We start from the raw sequence: 17,639 nt of genomic DNA, 5'->3' as shown, positions 1-17,639 counted from the left end.
CTGACGCGGCTGATGTCAGCCGATGACGACGAGCAGGTCGCCACCCTCGACCTGCTGGTGCGCGCCGATGGCGACCCGCGAGACGGTGCCTCCGGTGGGGCTCGTGATGTTGGCCTCCATCTTCATGGCCTCGATCGTCGCGACGACGCCGCCGGCCTCGACGGTGTCACCCTCGGACACTGCGAGGGTGACGACACCGGCGAAGGGCGCGGCGACCTGGCCCGTGACCCCCGCGTCGGCCTTCTCGGCGGATTTGACGTCTGCCTCGACCGAGCGGTCGCGGACGGTGATGGGTCGGAACTGCCCGTTGAGGGTGCACATGACGGTGCGCATCCCCTTGGAGTCGGCCTCGCCGATCGACTGGACCCCGAGGATGAGCCGCTTGCCCGGCTCGATCTCGACCTCGTACTCCTCGCCTGCCTCGAGGCCGTGCAGGAACTCGACGGTGCCGAGCACCGACAGGTCGCCGTAGGACTCGCGCGAGCTCTCGAACTCTTTCGTCGGTCCGGGGAAGAGCAGCTCGTTGAGGGTGCGTCGCGGGGCCTCGACGAGAGCCTGCTCCTGCTCCGGCGTCAGCTCGGTGAGGCGCGGCTTGGACTGGCGGCCGGCCAGCGCCTTGGTGCGGAAGGGCTCTGGCCACCCACCGGGAGGGTCGCCGAGCTCGCCGTTGAGGAAGCCGATGACCGAGTCCGGGATGTCGAAGCGCTGGGGGTCGTCCTCGAAGTCCTGCGGGTCGGCGCCGGCGCCGACGAGCGCGAGCGCGAGGTCGCCGACGACCTTGGAGCTCGGCGTCACCTTGACGACGTTGCCGAGGATCCGGTTCGCCGCGGCATACATGTCCTCGATCGCCTCGAAGCGGTCGCCGAGACCAAGGGCGATCGCCTGCTGCCGGAGGTTGCTCAGCTGGCCGCCGGGGATCTCGTGGAAGTAGACCCGGCCGGTGGGGGAGTCGAGTCCCGACTCGAAGGGCCGGTAGAGGTGACGGACGGCCTCCCAGTAGGGCTCGAGCGCGAAGACGTTTTCGATGTCGAGCCCCGTCGGGCGGTCGGTGTCGTCGGTCGCCGCGACGAGGGCCGAGAGCGATGGCTGGCTCGTCGTGCCGGCCATCGTCGCCGTGGCGGCGTCGACGGCGTCGACCCCGGCGTCGAYGGCGGCGAGGAGCGTGCCGATCTGGCCGCCCGCGGTGTCGTGCGTGTGCAGGTGAACCGGCAGGTCGAAGCGTTCGCGCAGCGCGCGGACGAGCCGCCCCGCGGCCGGCGCGCGGAGCAGCCCGGCCATGTCCTTGATGGCGAGCACGTGGGCGCCGGTGTCGACGATCTGCTCGGCGAGGTGGAGGTAGTAGTCGAGCGTGTAGAGCTTCTCGCCGGGACTCATCAGATTGCCCGTGTAGCAGAGCGCCACCTCGGCGACCGCGGTGTTCGTCTCGAGCACCGCTTCGACGGCCGGGCGCATCTGCGACACGTCGTTGAGCGAGTCGAAGATGCGGAAGATGTCGAGGCCCGTCGACGCGGCCTCGCGCACGAAGGCGTCGGTCACGGCCGTCGGGTAGGGGGTGTAGCCGACCGTGTTGCGCCCGCGCAGCAGCATCTGCAGCGGGATGTTGGGCATGGCCTCACGCAGCGCGGCGAGCCGCTCCCACGGGTCCTCGGCGAGGAAGCGCAGCGCGACGTCGTAGGTCGCGCCGCCCCACGCCTCCATCGAGAGCAGCTGCGGCGTCAGGTGCGAGACGTGCTTGGCGACGTGAAGCAGGTCGCGGGTGCGCATGCGGGTCGCGAGGAGCGACTGGTGTGCGTCGCGGAACGTCGTGTCGGTGACGGCGACGTCGTTCGCCTCGCGCAGCGCTCGCGCGAAGGCCGCCGGGCCGGCGGCGACGAGACGGTCGCGGGCACCGGGCGGCAGGGGCGCGTCGGGGAGCTGGGGAAGCTTGGTGCGGGGGCGGATCCGCGTCGTGACCGGGCCGTTGGGCTGGTTGACGGTGACGTCGGCGAGGTAGCTGAGCAGCTTCGTCGCGCGGTCGGCGCTGATCCGCGCGGAGAGCAGCTCGGGACGCTGGTCGATGAACGAGGTCGTGGCCAGGCCCTCCTGGAAGACCGGGTCGCTGAGGACCGCCTCGAGGAAGGGGATGTTGGTCGAGACCCCGCGGATGCGGAACTCCGCCAGGGCGCGCTGGGCCCGGCGCACGGCGATCGGGAAGGTCATCCCACGGCAGGTGAGCTTGACGAGCATCGAGTCGAAGTGGGCGCTGATCTCGGCACCGACGAAGACGGTCCCGCCGTCGAGGCGCACGCCGCTGCCGCCGGCCGAGCGGTAGACGGTGATGGTGCCTGCGTCGGGGCGGAAGCCGTTGGCCGGGTCCTCCGTCGTGATCCGGCACTGCATCGCGAAGCCCTTGGTGCGGATGTCGTCCTGGCGCAGGCCCATCGACGCGAAGGTGTCGCCCGACGCGATCTGCATCTGCATGACGACGAGGTCGATGTCGGTGACCTCCTCGGTCACCGTGTGCTCGACCTGGATGCGCGGGTTCATCTCGATGAAGACGTAGCGCCCGTCCTCGCCGAGGAGGAACTCGACCGTCCCGGCGTTGACGTAGCCGATCGAGCGCGCGAACTCGACGGCGTCGGCGCACATGCTCTCGCGCGTCGCCGCGTCGAGGTTGGGCGCCGGCGCGATCTCGACGACCTTCTGGTGGCGGCGCTGGAGCGAGCAGTCGCGCTCGTAGAGGTGGACGACCTCGCCCGTGCTGTCGGCGAGCACCTGGACCTCGATGTGGCGCGGGTTGACCACGGCCTCCTCGAGGTAGAGCGTCGGGTCACCGAACGCCGACTCGGCCTCGCGCTGGGCGGCCTCGAGCGCGTCGCGCAGACCCTCTCGGCCCTCGACGCGGCGCATGCCCCGACCGCCGCCACCGCTGACCGCCTTGACGAAGACGGGATAGCCGATGTCCTCGGCCGCGGCCTCGAGAGTGTCGAGGTCGATGCCGGGCTCGGAGCCGCGTAGCGTCGGCAGGCCGGCGTCACGCGCGGCGGCGATGGCGCGGGCCTTGTTGCCCGTGAGGTGCAGTACCGAGGCCGGGGGACCGATGAACGTGATGCCGGCGGCGTCGCACGCCTCGGCGAGAAGGGGGTTCTCCGACAGGAAGCCGTAGCCGGGGTAGATCGCGTCGGCCCCGGCCTCGACGGCCTGGGCGACGATGGCCTCGTGGTCGAGGTAGGCGCGGACCGGGTGGCCCTCGTCGCCGATCTGGTAGGCCTCGTCGGCCTTGAGCCGGTGCTCGCTCTTGCGGTCCTCGTAGGGGAAGACGGCGACCGTGCGGGCGCCGAGCTCGGTGGCGGCCCGGAAGGCTCGGACGGCGATCTCGCCTCGGTTGGCGACGAGAACCTTGCGGAACATCGGACCTCCAGGGTGCCGGGGGCGACGGGTGTGGTCCGCGTCGACCACGGTCGGCAGCCTAGTGGCGGGCGTGTCGCTCCCGAGAGGGGTGTTCCCATCCGAGACGGGAATGGCTTGGACCGCTCGAGCGTTCCTCCTGCATACTGTGGACTCCACCCCGGTGGAGCGCAGAGCAGCTTGACAAGTGAACAGCGTGACGTGGACACCCCTCATGGGGGTGATCGGTTTCGACGGTGGTCGACATGTCAGGGGAAGCGGGTCGAGGATGCAGGGTTATCTCGTAAACGCTCCTTGCAAAACCATAGGTGCCAATTCCAAGCGCACCGACTTCGCCCTCGCCGCCTGAGCGAGCCTCGAAGTCTGTCAGCCTGAGCTAGTTTCCGACTCAGTGTCTGGCATCAGCTAGGAAACTTGCTGTGCAGTCATGTTGGGGGGCTGCACGGGACTCTTACTCAACTGGGCCTGTCAGGGGACGCGTGCGTGCGAGCCCTGGGGCCGAGAAAAGCCATAGCGCACTGCACCCGGAGAAGCCCTGGTTTCTCGTCATCGGACGCGGGTTCAATTCCCGCCACCTCCACCACTCACGTGGTGGCCACGTCACGCTGTCGCTGACAAGCACGAGGAGGGCGTCCCGTCGCGGGACGCCCTCTTCGTGTATGCCGTCCGTGTACCGGGCTCGGTACGAGCGGCGGGTCGCTGCGAGTGTGGTGTCCCGTCTAGGACTTGATGCGCGCGAGCACGTAGTGTCCGTCGCGCTGGGTGAACGTCGCGCGCACGCCCACCCTCACGCCGTTGATCGTCAGGTGGCAGTCCGTGTGCGTTCCGACCTTGAGGTCGGGGAAGTTCGCACAGCTGATGGCCCCGATCTTGTCGGCAGGGCGCCTGGCCTTCGCCGTGGCAGCGATGCGGGCCGCCAACATCTTGCCACTCGTGGCCGGGTTGAACTCGATGATCGACGGTGGTGGCGTCACCGTCTGCGTGACGGTCGGTGGCGCCGCCGGGATGCCCTGGGTGCAGCCCCCCAGAGCCATCACCGCCAGACCTGCCACCACGCCACGGCGAGCGTAGACAACGGTTCGCATGCGCATGCGCACCTCCGCCTCCTTGGCTCCGCCTCACCGGCGATGCCCTCTCCGATCAGTATCGGCATCGGGCGCCGCGGACGAAGCGAAACGGCCGACGTGTCAGTCGACCGTTTCGCCTGGGGAGCATGTCGCCGGCGAGGCGTTGCGTCAGGCCGGGTCGGTGCTGGGGGCGCCGGCCGCCTCGGCCGCCATCTGCTCCTTGATCGGGGCCATGTCGAGGTTCTTGACCTGCTCGATGACGTCCTGGAGCGCGGACTGCGGCAGCGCACCGGGCTGGGCGAAGACGAGCACGCCCTCCTTGAAGGCCATCAGGGTGGGGATCGAGGTGATGTTCGCCGCCGACGCGAGGGACTGCTCGGCCTCGGTGTCGACCTTGCCGAACACGATGCCCTCGTTGTCACCGCTCTGCGAGGCGGCGTCGTAGACCGGGGCGAACTGTCGACACGGGCCGCACCAGGACGCCCAGAAGTCGACCAGGACGATGTCGTTGTCGAGAACGGTCTTCTCGAAGGACTGCGCGGTCAGGTCAGTGGTAGCCATGTCTCTCCCAACGATCGGTGTGTGACGGGTATTCCGCCCTCAGCGCAGTTCCCACGTGACGGTGACGGAGGCCCCGAGGTCGAGGTCACCGCCCTCGACGGGCATGCCGCCGGCGTCCATCGAGGCCGCCATGAGCTTCATCTCGCGGCGCTGGACCGGGATGGCGCCCGCCTCGGCCACCCCGAGGACTGCGCCGAGCTCGGCGCCGGAGAGGGCGGCATACTGCTGCGCCTTGTCGTGGGCGTCGGCGAAGGCGGCCTCCCGGGCGCGCCGCAGTCCCTCGCTGCGGTCGGACACGTCGAGTCGCACCTGGTCGACGAGCAGGGCGTTGCCCACGGCTGACGCGGCGGCCTCGAGGATCTCGCCGACCGACTCGAGCCGGCGCACGGTGACGGCGAGCCGCTGCTGGGCCGTGAAGCCGACCGGGACACCGGTGTTGTCCCAACGCTGGTTGACGCCCGCGTCGAGGGTGCGGATGTCGGCGTCGGCCACGTCGTGGTCGCGCACGACCGCCCCGACCTTCGTGATGCCCTCGGCCGCCCCGGCGAGGGCCGCCGCGACGTCGTCGGCGTCGTGCCCGACCCGCAGGTCGAGGCGCACGACGTCGGGGGAGACGGCGGCCCTCCCGGCGCCGTTGACGGTGACCGTGCGCTTGCCCATGGGGTTCCTCTCGTCGCGGCCCTCGCGGAGCGGGTCGGGGCCCTCGTCGCAACCTACCTAGACTGCGGTGCCATGACGAGCCTCCCGCGACGGTCCGCCCCCACCTCGCGCCGCGTCGTCGGCCTGGCGGTCGCGGCCGTCGTGACGCAGCTGCTCGTCCTCTACTGGCCCGTCGTCACCGTCGAGGGCCCGGTGAGCTGGACCGACAAGGTCGTGCACCTTCTCGTCTTCGCCGTGCCGACGTATGCCGTGGGGCGGGCCCTGCGGTCCGTGCGCACCGCGGTCGTCATCTTCGCGATCCATGCGCCGGTGAGCGAGCTGGTGCAGCACTTCCTGCTCCCCGGGCGCTCCGGCGACGTGTGGGACGCGGTGGTCGACCTCGTCGGCGTGGCGCTCGGGGCGGCCGTGCTCGTGGTCGGGGCCCGGCTGCGTCGCTGGTAGACTTGGCGGCATCCGACTCCGAGGTCTCCTCGGATCACGACGGAAGAGATGGCGCCGGGGATGCCCGGCGGGCAGGCTCGTCCGACGAGGTGACACCCCTACCGGAAGACAGCGCAGACGGCGCGGCCCGGCACCGACGCGGAGCGGATCCGAACACCGGACGGCACAGATGCCGGGGACCGGTACACATGGGGCGCAGAGATTCCTGCGCCTGAGGCTCGTCTGCATGGTCGTGGTGTGACTCACGGCTCGAGGCGAAGTCTGCATCGAGTCAAGAGAGTTGAATACGCAATGCCCAAGCACACCTCCTCCGGCGCGCCCAAGAAGGCCCGCTGGTCCACCGAGAAGAAGGCCGCCGCGACCAAGAAGCCGCACCGCGGACAGGGTGGACAGAAGTCCTCCGGTTCCTTCTCCGGCCCCAGGACCTCCCGCCCGGCATCGTCGGGCTCCTCGCACGTCGGTGGCCGCGAGTGGCGAGCCCCGCGTGACGAGCACCGTTCCTCGGACCGCCGCGACGACCGCCGCGATGACCGCCGCGATGACCGTGGTGGCTACCAGCGCCGCGACGACCGTGGCTTCCAGCGTCGCGAGGACCGCCCGAGCTTCGAGCGTCGCGACGAGCGTGGCGGATACCAGCGCCGCGACGACCGCCCCTCGTCCGACCGCCGCGATGAGCGTGGCGGTTACCAGCGTCGTGACGACCGTGGTGACCGCGGTTTCCAGCGTCGCGAGGACCGCCCGTCGTTCGACCGTCCCCGTGGCGACCGCGACGACCGTGGCGGTTACCAGCGTCGTGACGACCGTGGTTTCCAGCGTCACGAGGACCGTCCGTCGTTCGACCGTCCCCGTGGCGACCGCGACGACCGTGGCGGTTACCAGCGTCGTGACGACCGCGGTGACCGCGGCTTCCAGCGTCGCGAGGACCGCCCGTCGTTCGACCGGCCCCGTGGCGACCGCGACGACCGTGGCGGTTACCAGCGCCGTGAGGACCGTCCGTCGTTCGAGCGCCGCGATGACCGTGGTGGCGACCGTGGTGGCTTCCAGCGCCGCGAGGACCGCCCGCGCTTCGAGCGCCGCGACGACCGTGGCGCCGACCGTTCCGCCGACCGGGCTCCCGTGAGCTTCGACGACGCCGAGGCCGAGCGCATGGACGCCGACACCTGGACCAAGTCGACCCGCGCGGACGTGTCCGACGGACCCGTCGACGTCGCCGCCGACAACGGCTTCGCCGCTCTCGGCCTGCCCGAGCGGCTCGTCGAGCGCCTCGCCCGGGAGGGCATCACCTCGCCGTTCCCGATCCAGACCGCGACGATCCCCGACGCGCTGGCCGGCAAGGACGTCCTCGGCCGCGGCCAGACCGGCTCGGGCAAGACCCTTGCCTTCGGCCTGCCGCTCATCGCCCGGCTGCTCGAGGCCGACCTCAAGCGTCGCCCGCGCAAGCCGCACGCCCTCATCCTGACGCCGACGCGCGAGCTCGCGATGCAGATCTCCGACGCGCTCGAGCCGCTCGTGCACGTCGCCGGCCTGCGCCACAAGCTCGTCGCCGGTGGCCTCAGCTACACGACGCAGATCAACGCGCTCAACAAGGGCGTCGACATCCTCATCGCGACGCCGGGCCGTCTCAACGACCTGCTCGAGCGTGGCGCCGTCGAGATGGACGACATCGCGATCACCGTGCTCGACGAGGCCGACCACATGGCCGAGATGGGCTTCATGGCCGAGATCACGACGAGCCTCGACAAGATCCCGTCCGACGGCCAGCGCCTCCTCTTCTCGGCGACGCTCGACCGCGGCATCGACGCGCTCGTCGAGAAGTACCTCACCGACCCGGTGACGCACTCGACGAACGACGCCACCGCGTCGGTCGAGGGCATGGACCATCACGTCCTGCTCATCGACCCGCAGCACAAGAAGGTCATCACGGCCGAGGTCGCCAACCGCGAGGGCCGCACCGTCGTGTTCTGTCGCACCAAGCTCGGCGCCGACCGCATCGCGCTCCAGCTGCGCGAGCAGGGTGTCATGGCGGCCGCGCTCCACGGTGGCCTCAACCAGGGCCAGCGCAACCGCGTGCTCGGCGCGTTCCGTGACGGCACCCTCCCGGTGCTCGTCGCGACCGACGTCGCGGCCCGCGGCATCCACGTCGACGACGTCTCGGTCGTCCTGCAGGTCGACCCGCCGGCCGACCACAAGGACTACCTCCACCGCTCCGGTCGTACGGCTCGCGCCGGCGACAAGGGCACCGTCGTGACCCTCGCCCTGCCGCACCAGCGTCGGACGATGGAGCGTCAGCTCAAGGACGCCGGTCTCGAGATCTCGCCCGTGCGGGCCACGCCCGGCGACGCGATCATCGCGGCGACGGGTGCGACGACCCCGAGCGGTGTCGCGATCGCCGAGGACGAGTTCCAGCGCCTCATCGCCGGTCCCAAGGCGCACCGTCGTGGGCCGGCCGGTCCGCGCGGTCCGCGCCAGGGCCAGCGCAGCGGCTCGCGTCCGCAGCACGGTGGCGGTCGTTCCGACGACCGTCGAGGCCGTCGCACCGACCGCGGTGACGGTCTCGTGTCCCGCTGGGGCGACGACGACCGCCGTGGTCAGCGGGGCGCGCGCTTCTGAGCAGTCGCCGGTGTGGAAGGCTGGGCCCGTGAGCTCGACGTTCCACACCGGCCGCCTCCTCGTGGCGACGCCGTCCGTCGGGGGTGACGTGTTCCATCGGTCCGTCATCCTCATGCTCCACCACGACGACGGCGGCGCCCAGGGCGTCGTGCTCAACAAGCCCCTGTCGGCCGAGGTGGACTCGGTGCTGCCGGGCTGGCAGCGTGTCGTGACCGCCCCGCACGTCCTCTTCCAGGGCGGGCCGGTGTCGACGTCGTCGGCGCTGGGGCTCGTCACGGTGCCGGGCGACGAGCCGGAGCCGCTCGGGGTCAAGCGCCTCTTCGGGTCGATCGGCCTCGTCGACCTCGACGTGCCGACCCCTGTCGTCGCGGCCGAGCTGGCGGGGCTGCGGATCTTCGCCGGCTACTCCGGGTGGGAGTCCGGCCAGCTCGAGAACGAGGTGCTGCGCGGCGACTGGTACGTCGTCGACGCCGAGGTGCGCGACGCCTTCACGCCCCGGCCGGAGGGGCTGTGGCGTGAGGTGCTCCGACGCCAGCGCGACAGCCTTGCGTACGTCGCGAACTTTCCCGACGACCCGTCGATGAACTGACGTGGGCGTCACGGGGCCCGTGCGGCCCGACACCGAGGAGCATCCCGGGATGCCGAGGTCGACCAGGCGAGTTGCCTTCGTCGACAGCGGTCTCGGGCTCCTCGGGTACGCCGACGCCCTCCACGCGCTGCGGCCCGACCTCGGGCTCGTGCTGTCGCTCGACCCGGACAACATGCCCTACGGCCCGCGCACGCCCGCGGAGGTCCAGCGACTGATCCTCGCCTCGGCGCGCGCCACCCTTCCCCACGAGCCGGCCGCGATCGTCGTCGCGTGCAACACCGCCTCGGTGCACGGGCTCGGCGCCCTCCGCGCCGAGCTCGAGCCGGCCGTCCCCGTCATCGGCACGGTGCCGGCCATCCGCCCGGCGGCCGCCGGGGGAGGGCCGGTCGCCGTGTGGGCCACGGCTGCCACGACGTCGAGCGACTACCTCAGGGGCCTCGTCGACGCCTTCGCCGCCGACGTCGAGACGTATGCCGTCGCAGCCCTGGGACTCGCCGAGGCCATCGAGTCCGGTGACCCCGACGCGGTCGACGCCTGCATCGCGTATGCCGCGTCGCAGACCCCAGCGGGCGTGCGTTCGCTCGTCCTCGGGTGCACCCACTACGGGCTCGTCGTCGACCGGATCGTCGCGGCCCTCGGGGACGGTGTGACGATCCACGACTCTCCCGTCGCGGTGGCCCGCCAGACCCTGCGGCGCCTCGGCCTCGAGCCGGCGCCGGACGCCCCGGAGGCCGGCGTCGAGGCGGTGCTGCTGAGCGGCCGACCCGGTGCGCTCCCAGCGTCGTGGGGGGCTTATCCCGCGGGGGAGCGGCTCCTCCGGGGGGCGGCAGGGCGGCATACACTCTCGTCATGAGCACGATGCCTCCCGACCCGTTCGAGCCCGAGCCCGAGCCGCTGCGGCGCACGAGCACGGCCACGATCGAGCGTGAGGAGGTCCGCGAGGAGCTCCAGGAGCCCGGTGACCACGAGCGCTTCTCGCACTACGTGCGCAAGGAGAAGATCCTCGAGAGCGCGCTGTCGGGTGAGCCCGTCGTGGCCCTCTGCGGCAAGATCTGGGTCCCGGGTCGCGACCCCCAGAAGTTCCCGGTCTGCCCGGTCTGCAAGGAGATCTACGAAGGTCTTCGCGACCCCCAGGACGGCGGCGACGGCGACCAGGGCGGCGGCGGACAGTCCTGAGCGACGCGTCCGCGCGCGCCCTGACCACCACCGCCCGACCGAGGGGCTTTCCTTAAGGGTTCTTTACTCGCCCCGGCTCCGCCACTGACTGTCGCGTACCTACAGTCGCTGGGATCGTCGCCCGATCGGGTGTCGTGTCGGACGAGAAAGGTCACCCCATGAAGCTTCGCTCCCTGATGCTCGCGGCACCGCTCGCACTCGCCGCAGCGTCCCTAGGCGCGCCGGCGCAGGCCGCACCCGTGATGGAGGGGCACGGCAGCGCCGCGTGTCTCGACCCGGCGGCCGTGGGCGCGGTCGGAGCCCGTGGCACCCTTGGCACCGCCAAGGACCCGCACGAGCTGACCGACGCACAGGTGCGCGCCAACGAGGCCGCCCTGACGAAGGCGCTCGAGGCCAAGGGCCTGACCCGGGACTCGTCGGGCAAGGTCGTCAGGGAGGGCCAGAAGGGCAAGCCGGGCACGGGCAGCACCTTCGCCCCCACGACGGTCAAGGTCTACTGGCACACCATCACCAACGGCACCCAGGGCGCCGTCAGCGGCAGCGCGATCAGCAGCCAGATCAGCGTCCTCAACAACGCCTACTCGGGGACCGGACTCAGCTTCAGCCTCGCCGGCTCCGACTCGACGAGCAACTCGTCCTGGTACACCGTGACGCCCGGCTCAGCGGCCGAGAAGAGCATGAAGACGACGCTCCGCAAGGGCACGATGGCCGACCTCAACCTCTACTCGGCCAACATCGGCCAGGGGCTGCTCGGCTGGGCGACCTTCCCGAAGAGCACGTACGACGCCATGGACGGCGTCGTCATCCTCACGGCCTCCCTGCCCGGCGGCAGCGCGACGAACTACAACCAGGGCGACACGGCCACCCACGAGGTCGGCCACTGGGTCGGGCTCTACCACACCTTCCAGGGCGGCTGTAACGGCAACGGCGACTACGTCGGCGACACACCCGCCGAGGCCAGCGCCGCCTACGAGTGCCCGACCGGCCGCGACACGTGCACGAGCCCCGGCCTCGACCCGATCAAGAACTTCATGGACTACACGTACGACTCCTGCATGAACACCTTCACGGCGGGCCAGGTCTCGCGCATGCAGGCCCAGTGGACGGCGTACCGCGCCGGTCGGTGACCACCAGCGCGCCTGCTGCTCGACGTCGCGAAACCGACTGAGCGGCATACCATCCAGGCCGAGGCCCCGCCCGCAAGGCGGGGCCTCGGCATGTCGTCCTCGGGGATTCGTTACGGTGGCCTCTCTATGAGTTCAGGGGCCGCCTTCCACCTCCCACCCGCCTTCCCAGAGCGGGCTGCGTGGGGTACCGCCAGCAAGCTGCGAGCGTGGCAGCAGGAGGCCCTCGACCTCTATCTCGGCAAGGCGCCGCGTGACTTCCTCGCGGTCGCCACACCGGGCGCCGGCAAGACGACGTACGCCCTGCGCGTGGCCACCGAGCTGCTGAGCGCTGGCATCGTCTCGCGCGTCACCGTCGTGGCCCCCACCGAGCACCTCAAGACCCAGTGGGCCGACGCCGCCGCACGCGTCGGCATCAGTCTCGACCCGAAGTTCAGCAACAGCATCGGCCGGCACAGCGACGACTACCACGGTGTAGCCGTGACCTACGCGCAGGTCGCCTCGCGCCCGTCGCTGCACCGCGAGCTGACGACGTCACGCTCGACCCTCGTCATCCTCGACGAGGTGCACCACGGCGGTGACGCGAAGAGCTGGGGCGACGGCATCCGCGAGGCCTTCGAGCCCGCGACCCGTCGGCTCTCGCTGACCGGCACGCCCTTCCGCTCCGACACCTCGCCGATCCCGTTCGTCACGTACGAGCTCGACGCCGAGGGCACCCTCGTCAGCTCGAGCGACTACACCTACGGCTACGCCGAGGCACTGCGCGACGGCGTCGTGCGACCCGTCCTCTTCATGGCCTACGGCGGCAGCATGCGCTGGCGCACCAAGGCGGGCGACGAGCTCGAGGCGCGCCTCGGCGAGCCGATGACGAAGGACTTCGTCGCCCACGCGTGGCGCACGGCGCTCGACCCCAAGGGCGAGTGGATCCCCGCCGTCCTCGCCGCTGCCGACCGCCGCCTCACCGAGGTGCGCCGTCACGTCGAGGACGCCGGTGGCCTCGTCATCGCGTCCAACCAGACCCAGGCGAGGGCGTATGCCGCCATCCTCCGCTCGCTGACCGGCGAGGCCCCGACGGTCGTCCTCTCCGACGACCTCGGCGCGAGCAAGCGCATCGAGGACTTCGGCGCGAGCGACGAACGCTGGATGGTGGCCGTCCGCATGGTGTCCGAGGGCGTCGACGTGCCGCGCCTCGCGGTCGGGGTCTACGCGACGTCCACCTCGACGCCGCTCTTCTTCGCCCAGGCCGTCGGACGATTCGTCCGCGCCCGCCGGCGGGGTGAGACCGCGTCGGTCTTCCTGCCCTCGGTGCCCGTGGTCCTCGACCACGCCGCGCGGCTCGAGGAGCAGCGCGACCACGCCCTCGACCGCAAGCCCAACCCCGACGACATCGGCCAGATGTGGGCCGAGGAGCAGAGCCTGCTCGACGAGGCCAACCGCGCCGACAGGGCGAGCGGGGCCCTCGACGAGGGCGCCTTCGAGGCGCTCGAGTCCGACGCCCACTTCGACCACGTGCTCTTCGACAAGCAGCAGTGGGGCATGCACGCCCAGATCGGGTCGGAGGACGAGGAGGAGTACCTCGGCCTGCCGGGCCTGCTCGAGCCCGACCAGGTGTCGGCGCTGCTCCGCGAGCGGCAGAGCCGTCAGGTCAAGAAGGCCCCCCAGGGCGCCACCGCCCCCATGCCCGTCGCCGCCCACCGGGCCCTCGCTGCACAGCGCAAGGAGCTCAACACGCTCGTCTCGACGTACGCCCGTCAGAAGGGGCTGCCGCACGCCAACGTCCACATGGACCTCCGGCGTGTCTGTGGCGGACCCGACCTCGCGGCCGCCTCGACCGAGCAGGTCACCGAGCGCATCGACAAGATCCGGCTCTGGCTCGTCGGCCGACGCTGAGGGTTCACGAAACCGACCGGTGCTGTCGGCCTATGGGCGGAAGTGTCCGGCTATGGTCGTGCACTGCGCCTCGGGGGCGAGCCGCGCACCGTGTACCGGGACTGCTCCGATCGAGCACCTGACAGCGAAGGACGACATGAGCACCGACCCCACCCCTGACCTCCTCGGATCCTCCACCACCCGTCGCCAGCTGCTGGCCCTCGCTGCCGTCGGCGGCGCGGGCCTCGCGGCCGTGCGTTCGGCCGCGCCCGCCGAGGCCGCTGCCGCGCCCGGCGCGGGCACCAACGGCGAGGTCGTCCGGCTGACCGTGCTCGGCACGACCGACCTGCACGGCAACGTCTACAACTGGGACTACTTCAAGAACGCCGAGTACACCGACGCCAAGGCCAACGACATCGGCGTGGCCAAGGCCTCCTCGATCATCAAGGCGATCCGGGCCGAGGTCGGCGCAGAGCGCACCCTGACGATCGACGCCGGCGACACGATCCAGGGCACGCCGCTCGCGTACTACTACGCCAAGATCGACCCCATCACCGGCGGTTCGACGCACCCCATGGCCGCGGCGATGAACCAGGTCGGCTACGCCGCCGCCGCGCTCGGCAACCACGAGTACAACTACGGACTCGACACGTTGCGCGCCTTCGAGAAGCAGCTGAACTTCCCGCTCCTGTCGGCCAACTCCGTCGACTGGAACACCGGTGCCCCGGTCTTCAAGCCGTGGGTCATCAAGACGGTCAAGCTGCCCGACACCAAGGCGATCAAGGTCGGCATCCTCGGCCTCGTGACGCCCGGCGTCGCGATCTGGGACAAGGCCAACGTCGAGGGCAAGGTGAAGTTCCCCGGCATCATCGAGCAGGCGAAGGTCATGGTGCCCCGCCTCAAGGCCGCCGGGGCCGACGTCGTCATCGTCGCGTGCCACTCCGGCGACAGCGGCAAGTCGTCGTGGGGCGACGCGCTGCCCTACGTCGAGAACGCGAGCGCGCTGCTCGCCGAGCAGGTCCCCGGCATCGACGCCGTCCTCGTCGGCCACGCCCACCTCGAGATCCCGCAGCGCTACGTCACGAACGCGCAGACCGGCAAGAAGGTCCTTCTGTCCGAGCCCTACTACTGGGGCATGCGCGTGACGCGGATGTCGATCGACGTCCAGAAGGTGCGCGGCCAGTGGCAGGTCGTCCACTCCGAGGCGACGCTCTACAACTCCAACGTCGCGCCCGAGGACCCCGCCGTGACCGGCGCCGTCGCAGCCGCCCACCAGAAGGTGCTGACCTACGTCAACGGCGTCATCGGCACGTGCACGCAGGCCATGTCGGCGTCGACGTCGCGCTACGAGGACACCGCCGCGATCGACTTCATCAACTACGTCCAGGCCGACGCGGTCAAGAAGGCGCTCGCGGGCACGCCCGAGGCGTCCCTGCCGGTGCTGTCGATCGCCGCGCCGTTCAACAAGCTCGCCGCGATCCCGGCCGGCGACGTGACGATCCGCGACGTGGCGGGCCTCTACATCTACGACAACACCCTCCTCGGCATCGTCCTCACCGGAGCCCAGGTCAAGGCGTACCTCGAGAAGAGCGCGGAGTACTTCAAGCCCTGCACGACGACGGGCCCGGTCGCCGCCGACACGATCACCAACGCCAACGCGACCCCCGACTACAACTACGACGTCATGGGTGGGCTCGACGCCGACCTCACCTACGACATCGACCTCGCCAAGGCGGTCGGCTCGCGGATCGTGAACCTCGCGTATGCCGGCAGCCCGGTGGCGCCGGACGCGCGCTTCGTCGTCGCGATCAACAACTACCGCCAGTCGGGAGGCGGCAACTTCCCGGGCGTCGTGGCCGCCCCGGTCGTCTACAACCGTCAGATCGAGATCCGCCAGCTGCTCATCGACTGGGCGACCGCCAACAAGGTCATCGACCCGGCGGCCTTCTCGAGCATCGACTGGAAGCTCGTCACCAACGGGAGCCCGATCACCGTCACGCCCTGACGTCGCGGGCCCGGCCGGGATGTCCCGGCCGGGCCGGTGCCGTCGGCGGTCATCCGGTGGAGGCCGGACCGATGGGCCGGTTGGATGAGCGGATGCGTGCGTTCGAGGAGCTCGTGGACGAGGCGGTCGACGCCGACGTGACCGGCTGGGGGTTCGGCTGCGGCGGACCTGGGACGAGATCGCGCGGGTGCTCGTCGACGGCGGCACCTACCTCGCCCAGCACGTCGGCCCGGCCTCGGCGTTCGAGCTCATCGAGCAGTTCCTCGGCCCGCTCCCGCGGGAGCGGCTGGGTCGCGACCCGGAGGCCGAGGCCCGGGAGGCCCGCGCGGCGGGCCTCGACGTCGTCGACCTGCAGACCGCGCGGTGCCGGATGGAGCTGTACGACGTGGGTGCCGTCGTGTGGCTCTTCGCCCACTCGACGCGACGCCTCGTCGAGGCGCGCCGCCGCTGACCCGTGCCGGCGGCTGCTCCGGCGGCCGCTCGGGGGGCGTCCCGCCGCCTGGGAGTTCAGCGGGACGCCCCGTCCCGGCCGACCGGTTGGTGGGACGTCGGCACGGCAGAGGCGTACCCGCCGGGACAGGGGAGCACCGACGGGTACGCGTCTCCATTCTCGCGGATCGAGGGCCGCCGCGTGCACGGTTTCGACGGGATCACGTCATGATCTGGGCGCTCGATCGTCTACCAGTCGACGGGACACGACCCCTGTGCCGTCCGGGGCCTCGGGCCGCCCGTGGAGGAGCGCCCGAGGCCCTGCTCCGTCGCGTCAGGCGCCGACGAGGACCTGGTAGCCCCAGGCCGGCAGGGTGTACTGCTGGCCCTGCGCCAGCTCGAGGGTCTCGCCGCTGAAGGCGTCGCGCCACGAGCCCGCCTGCGGGCCGTCGCCGAGCGTCACGGTCCGGTCCTCGTCGCTGAAGTTGAACGCCCCGAAGACCCGGTCGTCGCCGACGGCTCGCACGAAGCTCAGCACCGCCGCCTCGGCCGAGTTGGGGACGCGCACCATGCGCCCGCCCGCGGCGCCGTTCCACAGCGCGGGGTGCGCCTTCTTGAGGGCGAAGAGCTGCCGGTAGAGCTCGCCCTGCGCGTCCTCGCGCCACTCGATCTCGTCCTTGTCGAAGAAGATGAGCCGCTTGTCGCTGCCCGCCTCCTGCCCGTTGTAGACGAGCGGCATGCCCTCGCTGACGACGGACAGGACGATCGCCGGAAGGAGGGCGTCGCCGAACTGCTCGTACTCGGTGCCTTCCCACGCGTTCTTGTCGTGGTTGCTGACGAAGAGCATCCGGTAGGCGTCGCGCTGGTAGAAGCGGTCGTTCCACGCGTAGTAGACCTTGAGGGCCTCGACGTCGGCCTTGCCGTGGGCGATCTTGTGGAGCGTCTCGTTCCAGCTCCAGCCGTACGTCATGTCGAAGGCGCGAACGTGCAGGTCGCGCGACTCCCACTCGGCGAGCATGAAGACCGGCTTGATCTCGTCGAGCTCGCGGCGGACGTTGTCCCAGAAGTCGACGGGCACGAATCCGGCCACGTCGCAACGGAACCCGTCGACATCGACATCTCGGACCCAGAACTTCATCGCCTCGGTCATGTAGCGACGCAGGTCGGGGTTGTCGTAGTCGAGGTCGATGATGTCGTCCCAGTCCCACCAGGGCGTGGGGCGCAGATCGCCCTTCCAGTCACGGGCGTACCAGTCGGGGTGCTCCTCGACGAGCGGGTTGTCCCACGCGGTGTGGTTGGCGACCCAGTCGAGGATGACGCGCAGACCGAGACCGTGGGCCGTGTCGACGAAGTGACGCAGGTCCTCCAGCGTGCCGAACTCCGGGTTGACGCCGAGGTAGTCCTGGACGGCGTACGGGCTGCCGAGCACGCCCTTGCGGTTCAGCTCCCCGATCGGGTGCACCGGCATGAGCCACACGATGTCGATGCCGAGGTCGCGGATGCGGGGCAGGTGCGCCTCGGCGGCCCGGAACGTGCCCTCGGGCGTGAGGTGGCGCTGGTTGATCTGGTAGATCGTCGCGCTGCGGCTCCACTCCGGGTGGGTCAGCTCGACGTCGGGCCGCGGTGCGTAGGGGTTGGCGGTCACGGGTGGCTCCTGGTCCGGCTCGGTGGGATGAGTGGTGCGGTGGGGCGTTCCGGTGCTGCAGGCGGTGCGAGCGTCG

14 protein-coding genes and 1 other RNA gene are annotated in these 17,639 nt (G+C 70.8%); 10 read left to right on the top strand and 5 right to left on the bottom strand.

The window, feature by feature from the left end; all coding sequences use genetic code 11:
- Window positions 1–15: 15 nt before the first annotated feature.
- Window positions 16–3,390 carry a pyruvate carboxylase gene (locus AB4Y83_RS08425; RefSeq protein ID WP_442296539.1) on the bottom strand — a complete coding sequence of 1,125 codons (3,375 nt, stop codon included), beginning with the start codon at window positions 3,388–3,390 and terminating at the stop codon, window positions 16–18.
- 213 nt (window positions 3,391–3,603) lie between these two features.
- Here AB4Y83_RS08425 and ssrA point away from each other — a divergent pair.
- Window positions 3,604–3,970, top strand: a transfer-messenger RNA (tmRNA) gene (gene ssrA, locus AB4Y83_RS08420).
- A 136-nt stretch (window positions 3,971–4,106) separates the two neighbouring features.
- On the opposite strand, the gene AB4Y83_RS08415 is transcribed toward ssrA, so the two are convergent.
- The 3 genes from AB4Y83_RS08415 to AB4Y83_RS08405 form a co-directional block, all read right to left on the bottom strand.
- Window positions 4,107–4,442, bottom strand: a complete 336-nt coding sequence (locus tag AB4Y83_RS08415) for a DUF4333 domain-containing protein (protein WP_442275636.1) — start codon at window positions 4,440–4,442, stop codon at window positions 4,107–4,109.
- A 180-nt stretch (window positions 4,443–4,622) separates the two neighbouring features.
- Window positions 4,623–5,015, bottom strand: a complete 393-nt coding sequence (gene trxA, locus AB4Y83_RS08410) for a thioredoxin (RefSeq protein ID WP_442275635.1) — start codon at window positions 5,013–5,015, stop codon at window positions 4,623–4,625.
- A gap of 39 nt (window positions 5,016–5,054) precedes the next feature.
- On the bottom strand, window positions 5,055–5,675 hold the full coding sequence (locus AB4Y83_RS08405) for an SIMPL domain-containing protein (RefSeq protein ID WP_442296538.1): 621 nt from the start codon (window positions 5,673–5,675) through the stop codon (window positions 5,055–5,057).
- 72 nt (window positions 5,676–5,747) lie between these two features.
- Between AB4Y83_RS08405 and AB4Y83_RS08400 the strand changes: the two genes are divergently transcribed.
- From AB4Y83_RS08400 to AB4Y83_RS08360, 9 genes are all read left to right on the top strand, one after another.
- Window positions 5,748–6,116 carry a VanZ family protein gene (locus AB4Y83_RS08400; protein ID WP_442275633.1) on the top strand — a complete coding sequence of 123 codons (369 nt, stop codon included), beginning with the start codon at window positions 5,748–5,750 and terminating at the stop codon, window positions 6,114–6,116.
- Window positions 6,117–6,407: 291 nt separating this feature from the next.
- Window positions 6,408–8,726 carry a DEAD/DEAH box helicase gene (locus tag AB4Y83_RS08395; RefSeq protein ID WP_442296537.1) on the top strand — a complete coding sequence of 773 codons (2,319 nt, stop codon included), beginning with the start codon at window positions 6,408–6,410 and terminating at the stop codon, window positions 8,724–8,726.
- Window positions 8,727–8,754: 28 nt separating this feature from the next.
- Window positions 8,755–9,315 carry a YqgE/AlgH family protein gene (locus AB4Y83_RS08390; RefSeq protein ID WP_028785631.1) on the top strand — a complete coding sequence of 187 codons (561 nt, stop codon included), beginning with the start codon at window positions 8,755–8,757 and terminating at the stop codon, window positions 9,313–9,315.
- A 49-nt stretch (window positions 9,316–9,364) separates the two neighbouring features.
- A complete protein-coding gene (locus tag AB4Y83_RS08385) occupies window positions 9,365–10,168 on the top strand; it encodes a glutamate racemase (RefSeq protein WP_442275630.1) in 804 nt (267 codons plus the stop codon).
- Window positions 10,165–10,491, top strand: coding sequence for a DUF3039 domain-containing protein (locus tag AB4Y83_RS08380; protein WP_056775799.1), 327 nt, complete (start codon window positions 10,165–10,167; stop codon window positions 10,489–10,491). The genes AB4Y83_RS08385 and AB4Y83_RS08380 overlap by 4 nt, the downstream gene beginning before the upstream one ends.
- A 158-nt stretch (window positions 10,492–10,649) precedes the next feature.
- Window positions 10,650–11,618 (top strand): zinc metalloprotease, encoded by a 969-nt coding sequence (locus AB4Y83_RS08375; protein WP_442296536.1) that lies wholly within the window; start codon window positions 10,650–10,652, stop codon window positions 11,616–11,618.
- Between the two features lie 126 nt (window positions 11,619–11,744).
- Window positions 11,745–13,505 carry a DEAD/DEAH box helicase gene (locus AB4Y83_RS08370; RefSeq protein ID WP_442275628.1) on the top strand — a complete coding sequence of 587 codons (1,761 nt, stop codon included), beginning with the start codon at window positions 11,745–11,747 and terminating at the stop codon, window positions 13,503–13,505.
- A 136-nt stretch (window positions 13,506–13,641) separates the two neighbouring features.
- Complete coding sequence (locus tag AB4Y83_RS08365; RefSeq protein ID WP_442275627.1) at window positions 13,642–15,489, top strand: bifunctional metallophosphatase/5'-nucleotidase; 1,848 nt, start codon at window positions 13,642–13,644, stop codon at window positions 15,487–15,489.
- A gap of 187 nt (window positions 15,490–15,676) precedes the next feature.
- Window positions 15,677–15,940, top strand: a complete 264-nt coding sequence (locus AB4Y83_RS08360; protein ID WP_442296535.1) for a hypothetical protein — start codon at window positions 15,677–15,679, stop codon at window positions 15,938–15,940.
- A 312-nt stretch (window positions 15,941–16,252) separates the two neighbouring features.
- On the opposite strand, the gene AB4Y83_RS08355 is transcribed toward AB4Y83_RS08360, so the two are convergent.
- The gene (locus AB4Y83_RS08355; RefSeq protein ID WP_442275625.1) at window positions 16,253–17,563 is read right to left on the bottom strand and encodes an alpha-amylase family glycosyl hydrolase; all 1,311 of its coding nucleotides are present in this window, start codon (window positions 17,561–17,563) and stop codon (window positions 16,253–16,255) included.
- Window positions 17,564–17,639 lie beyond the last annotated feature (76 nt).

The sequence above is a fragment of the Terrabacter sp. RAF57 genome, assembly GCF_052113925.1.
Classification (GTDB): Bacteria; Actinomycetota; Actinomycetes; order Actinomycetales; family Dermatophilaceae; genus Terrabacter.
The sequence above is the reverse complement of the archived record's forward strand: the minus strand, read 5'-3'. Positions and strand labels throughout refer to the sequence as shown.

What these genes read in the sequence shown, in the direction of transcription:
- AB4Y83_RS08385 (WP_442275630.1), top strand. Translation starts at nt 9,365, where the DNA reads ATGCCGAGGTCGACCAGGCGAGTTGCCTTCGTCGACAGCGGTCTCGGG.
- AB4Y83_RS08380 (WP_056775799.1), top strand. Translation starts at nt 10,165, where the DNA reads ATGAGCACGATGCCTCCCGACCCGTTCGAGCCCGAGCCCGAGCCGCTG.
- AB4Y83_RS08370 (WP_442275628.1), top strand. Translation starts at nt 11,745, where the DNA reads ATGAGTTCAGGGGCCGCCTTCCACCTCCCACCCGCCTTCCCAGAGCGG.
- AB4Y83_RS08375 (WP_442296536.1), top strand. Translation starts at nt 10,650, where the DNA reads ATGAAGCTTCGCTCCCTGATGCTCGCGGCACCGCTCGCACTCGCCGCA.
- AB4Y83_RS08365 (WP_442275627.1), top strand. Translation starts at nt 13,642, where the DNA reads ATGAGCACCGACCCCACCCCTGACCTCCTCGGATCCTCCACCACCCGT.
- trxA (WP_442275635.1), bottom strand. Translation starts at nt 5,015, where the DNA reads ATGGCTACCACTGACCTGACCGCGCAGTCCTTCGAGAAGACCGTTCTC.
- AB4Y83_RS08395 (WP_442296537.1), top strand. Translation starts at nt 6,408, where the DNA reads ATGCCCAAGCACACCTCCTCCGGCGCGCCCAAGAAGGCCCGCTGGTCC.
- AB4Y83_RS08400 (WP_442275633.1), top strand. Translation starts at nt 5,748, where the DNA reads ATGACGAGCCTCCCGCGACGGTCCGCCCCCACCTCGCGCCGCGTCGTC.
- AB4Y83_RS08405 (WP_442296538.1), bottom strand. Translation starts at nt 5,675, where the DNA reads ATGGGCAAGCGCACGGTCACCGTCAACGGCGCCGGGAGGGCCGCCGTC.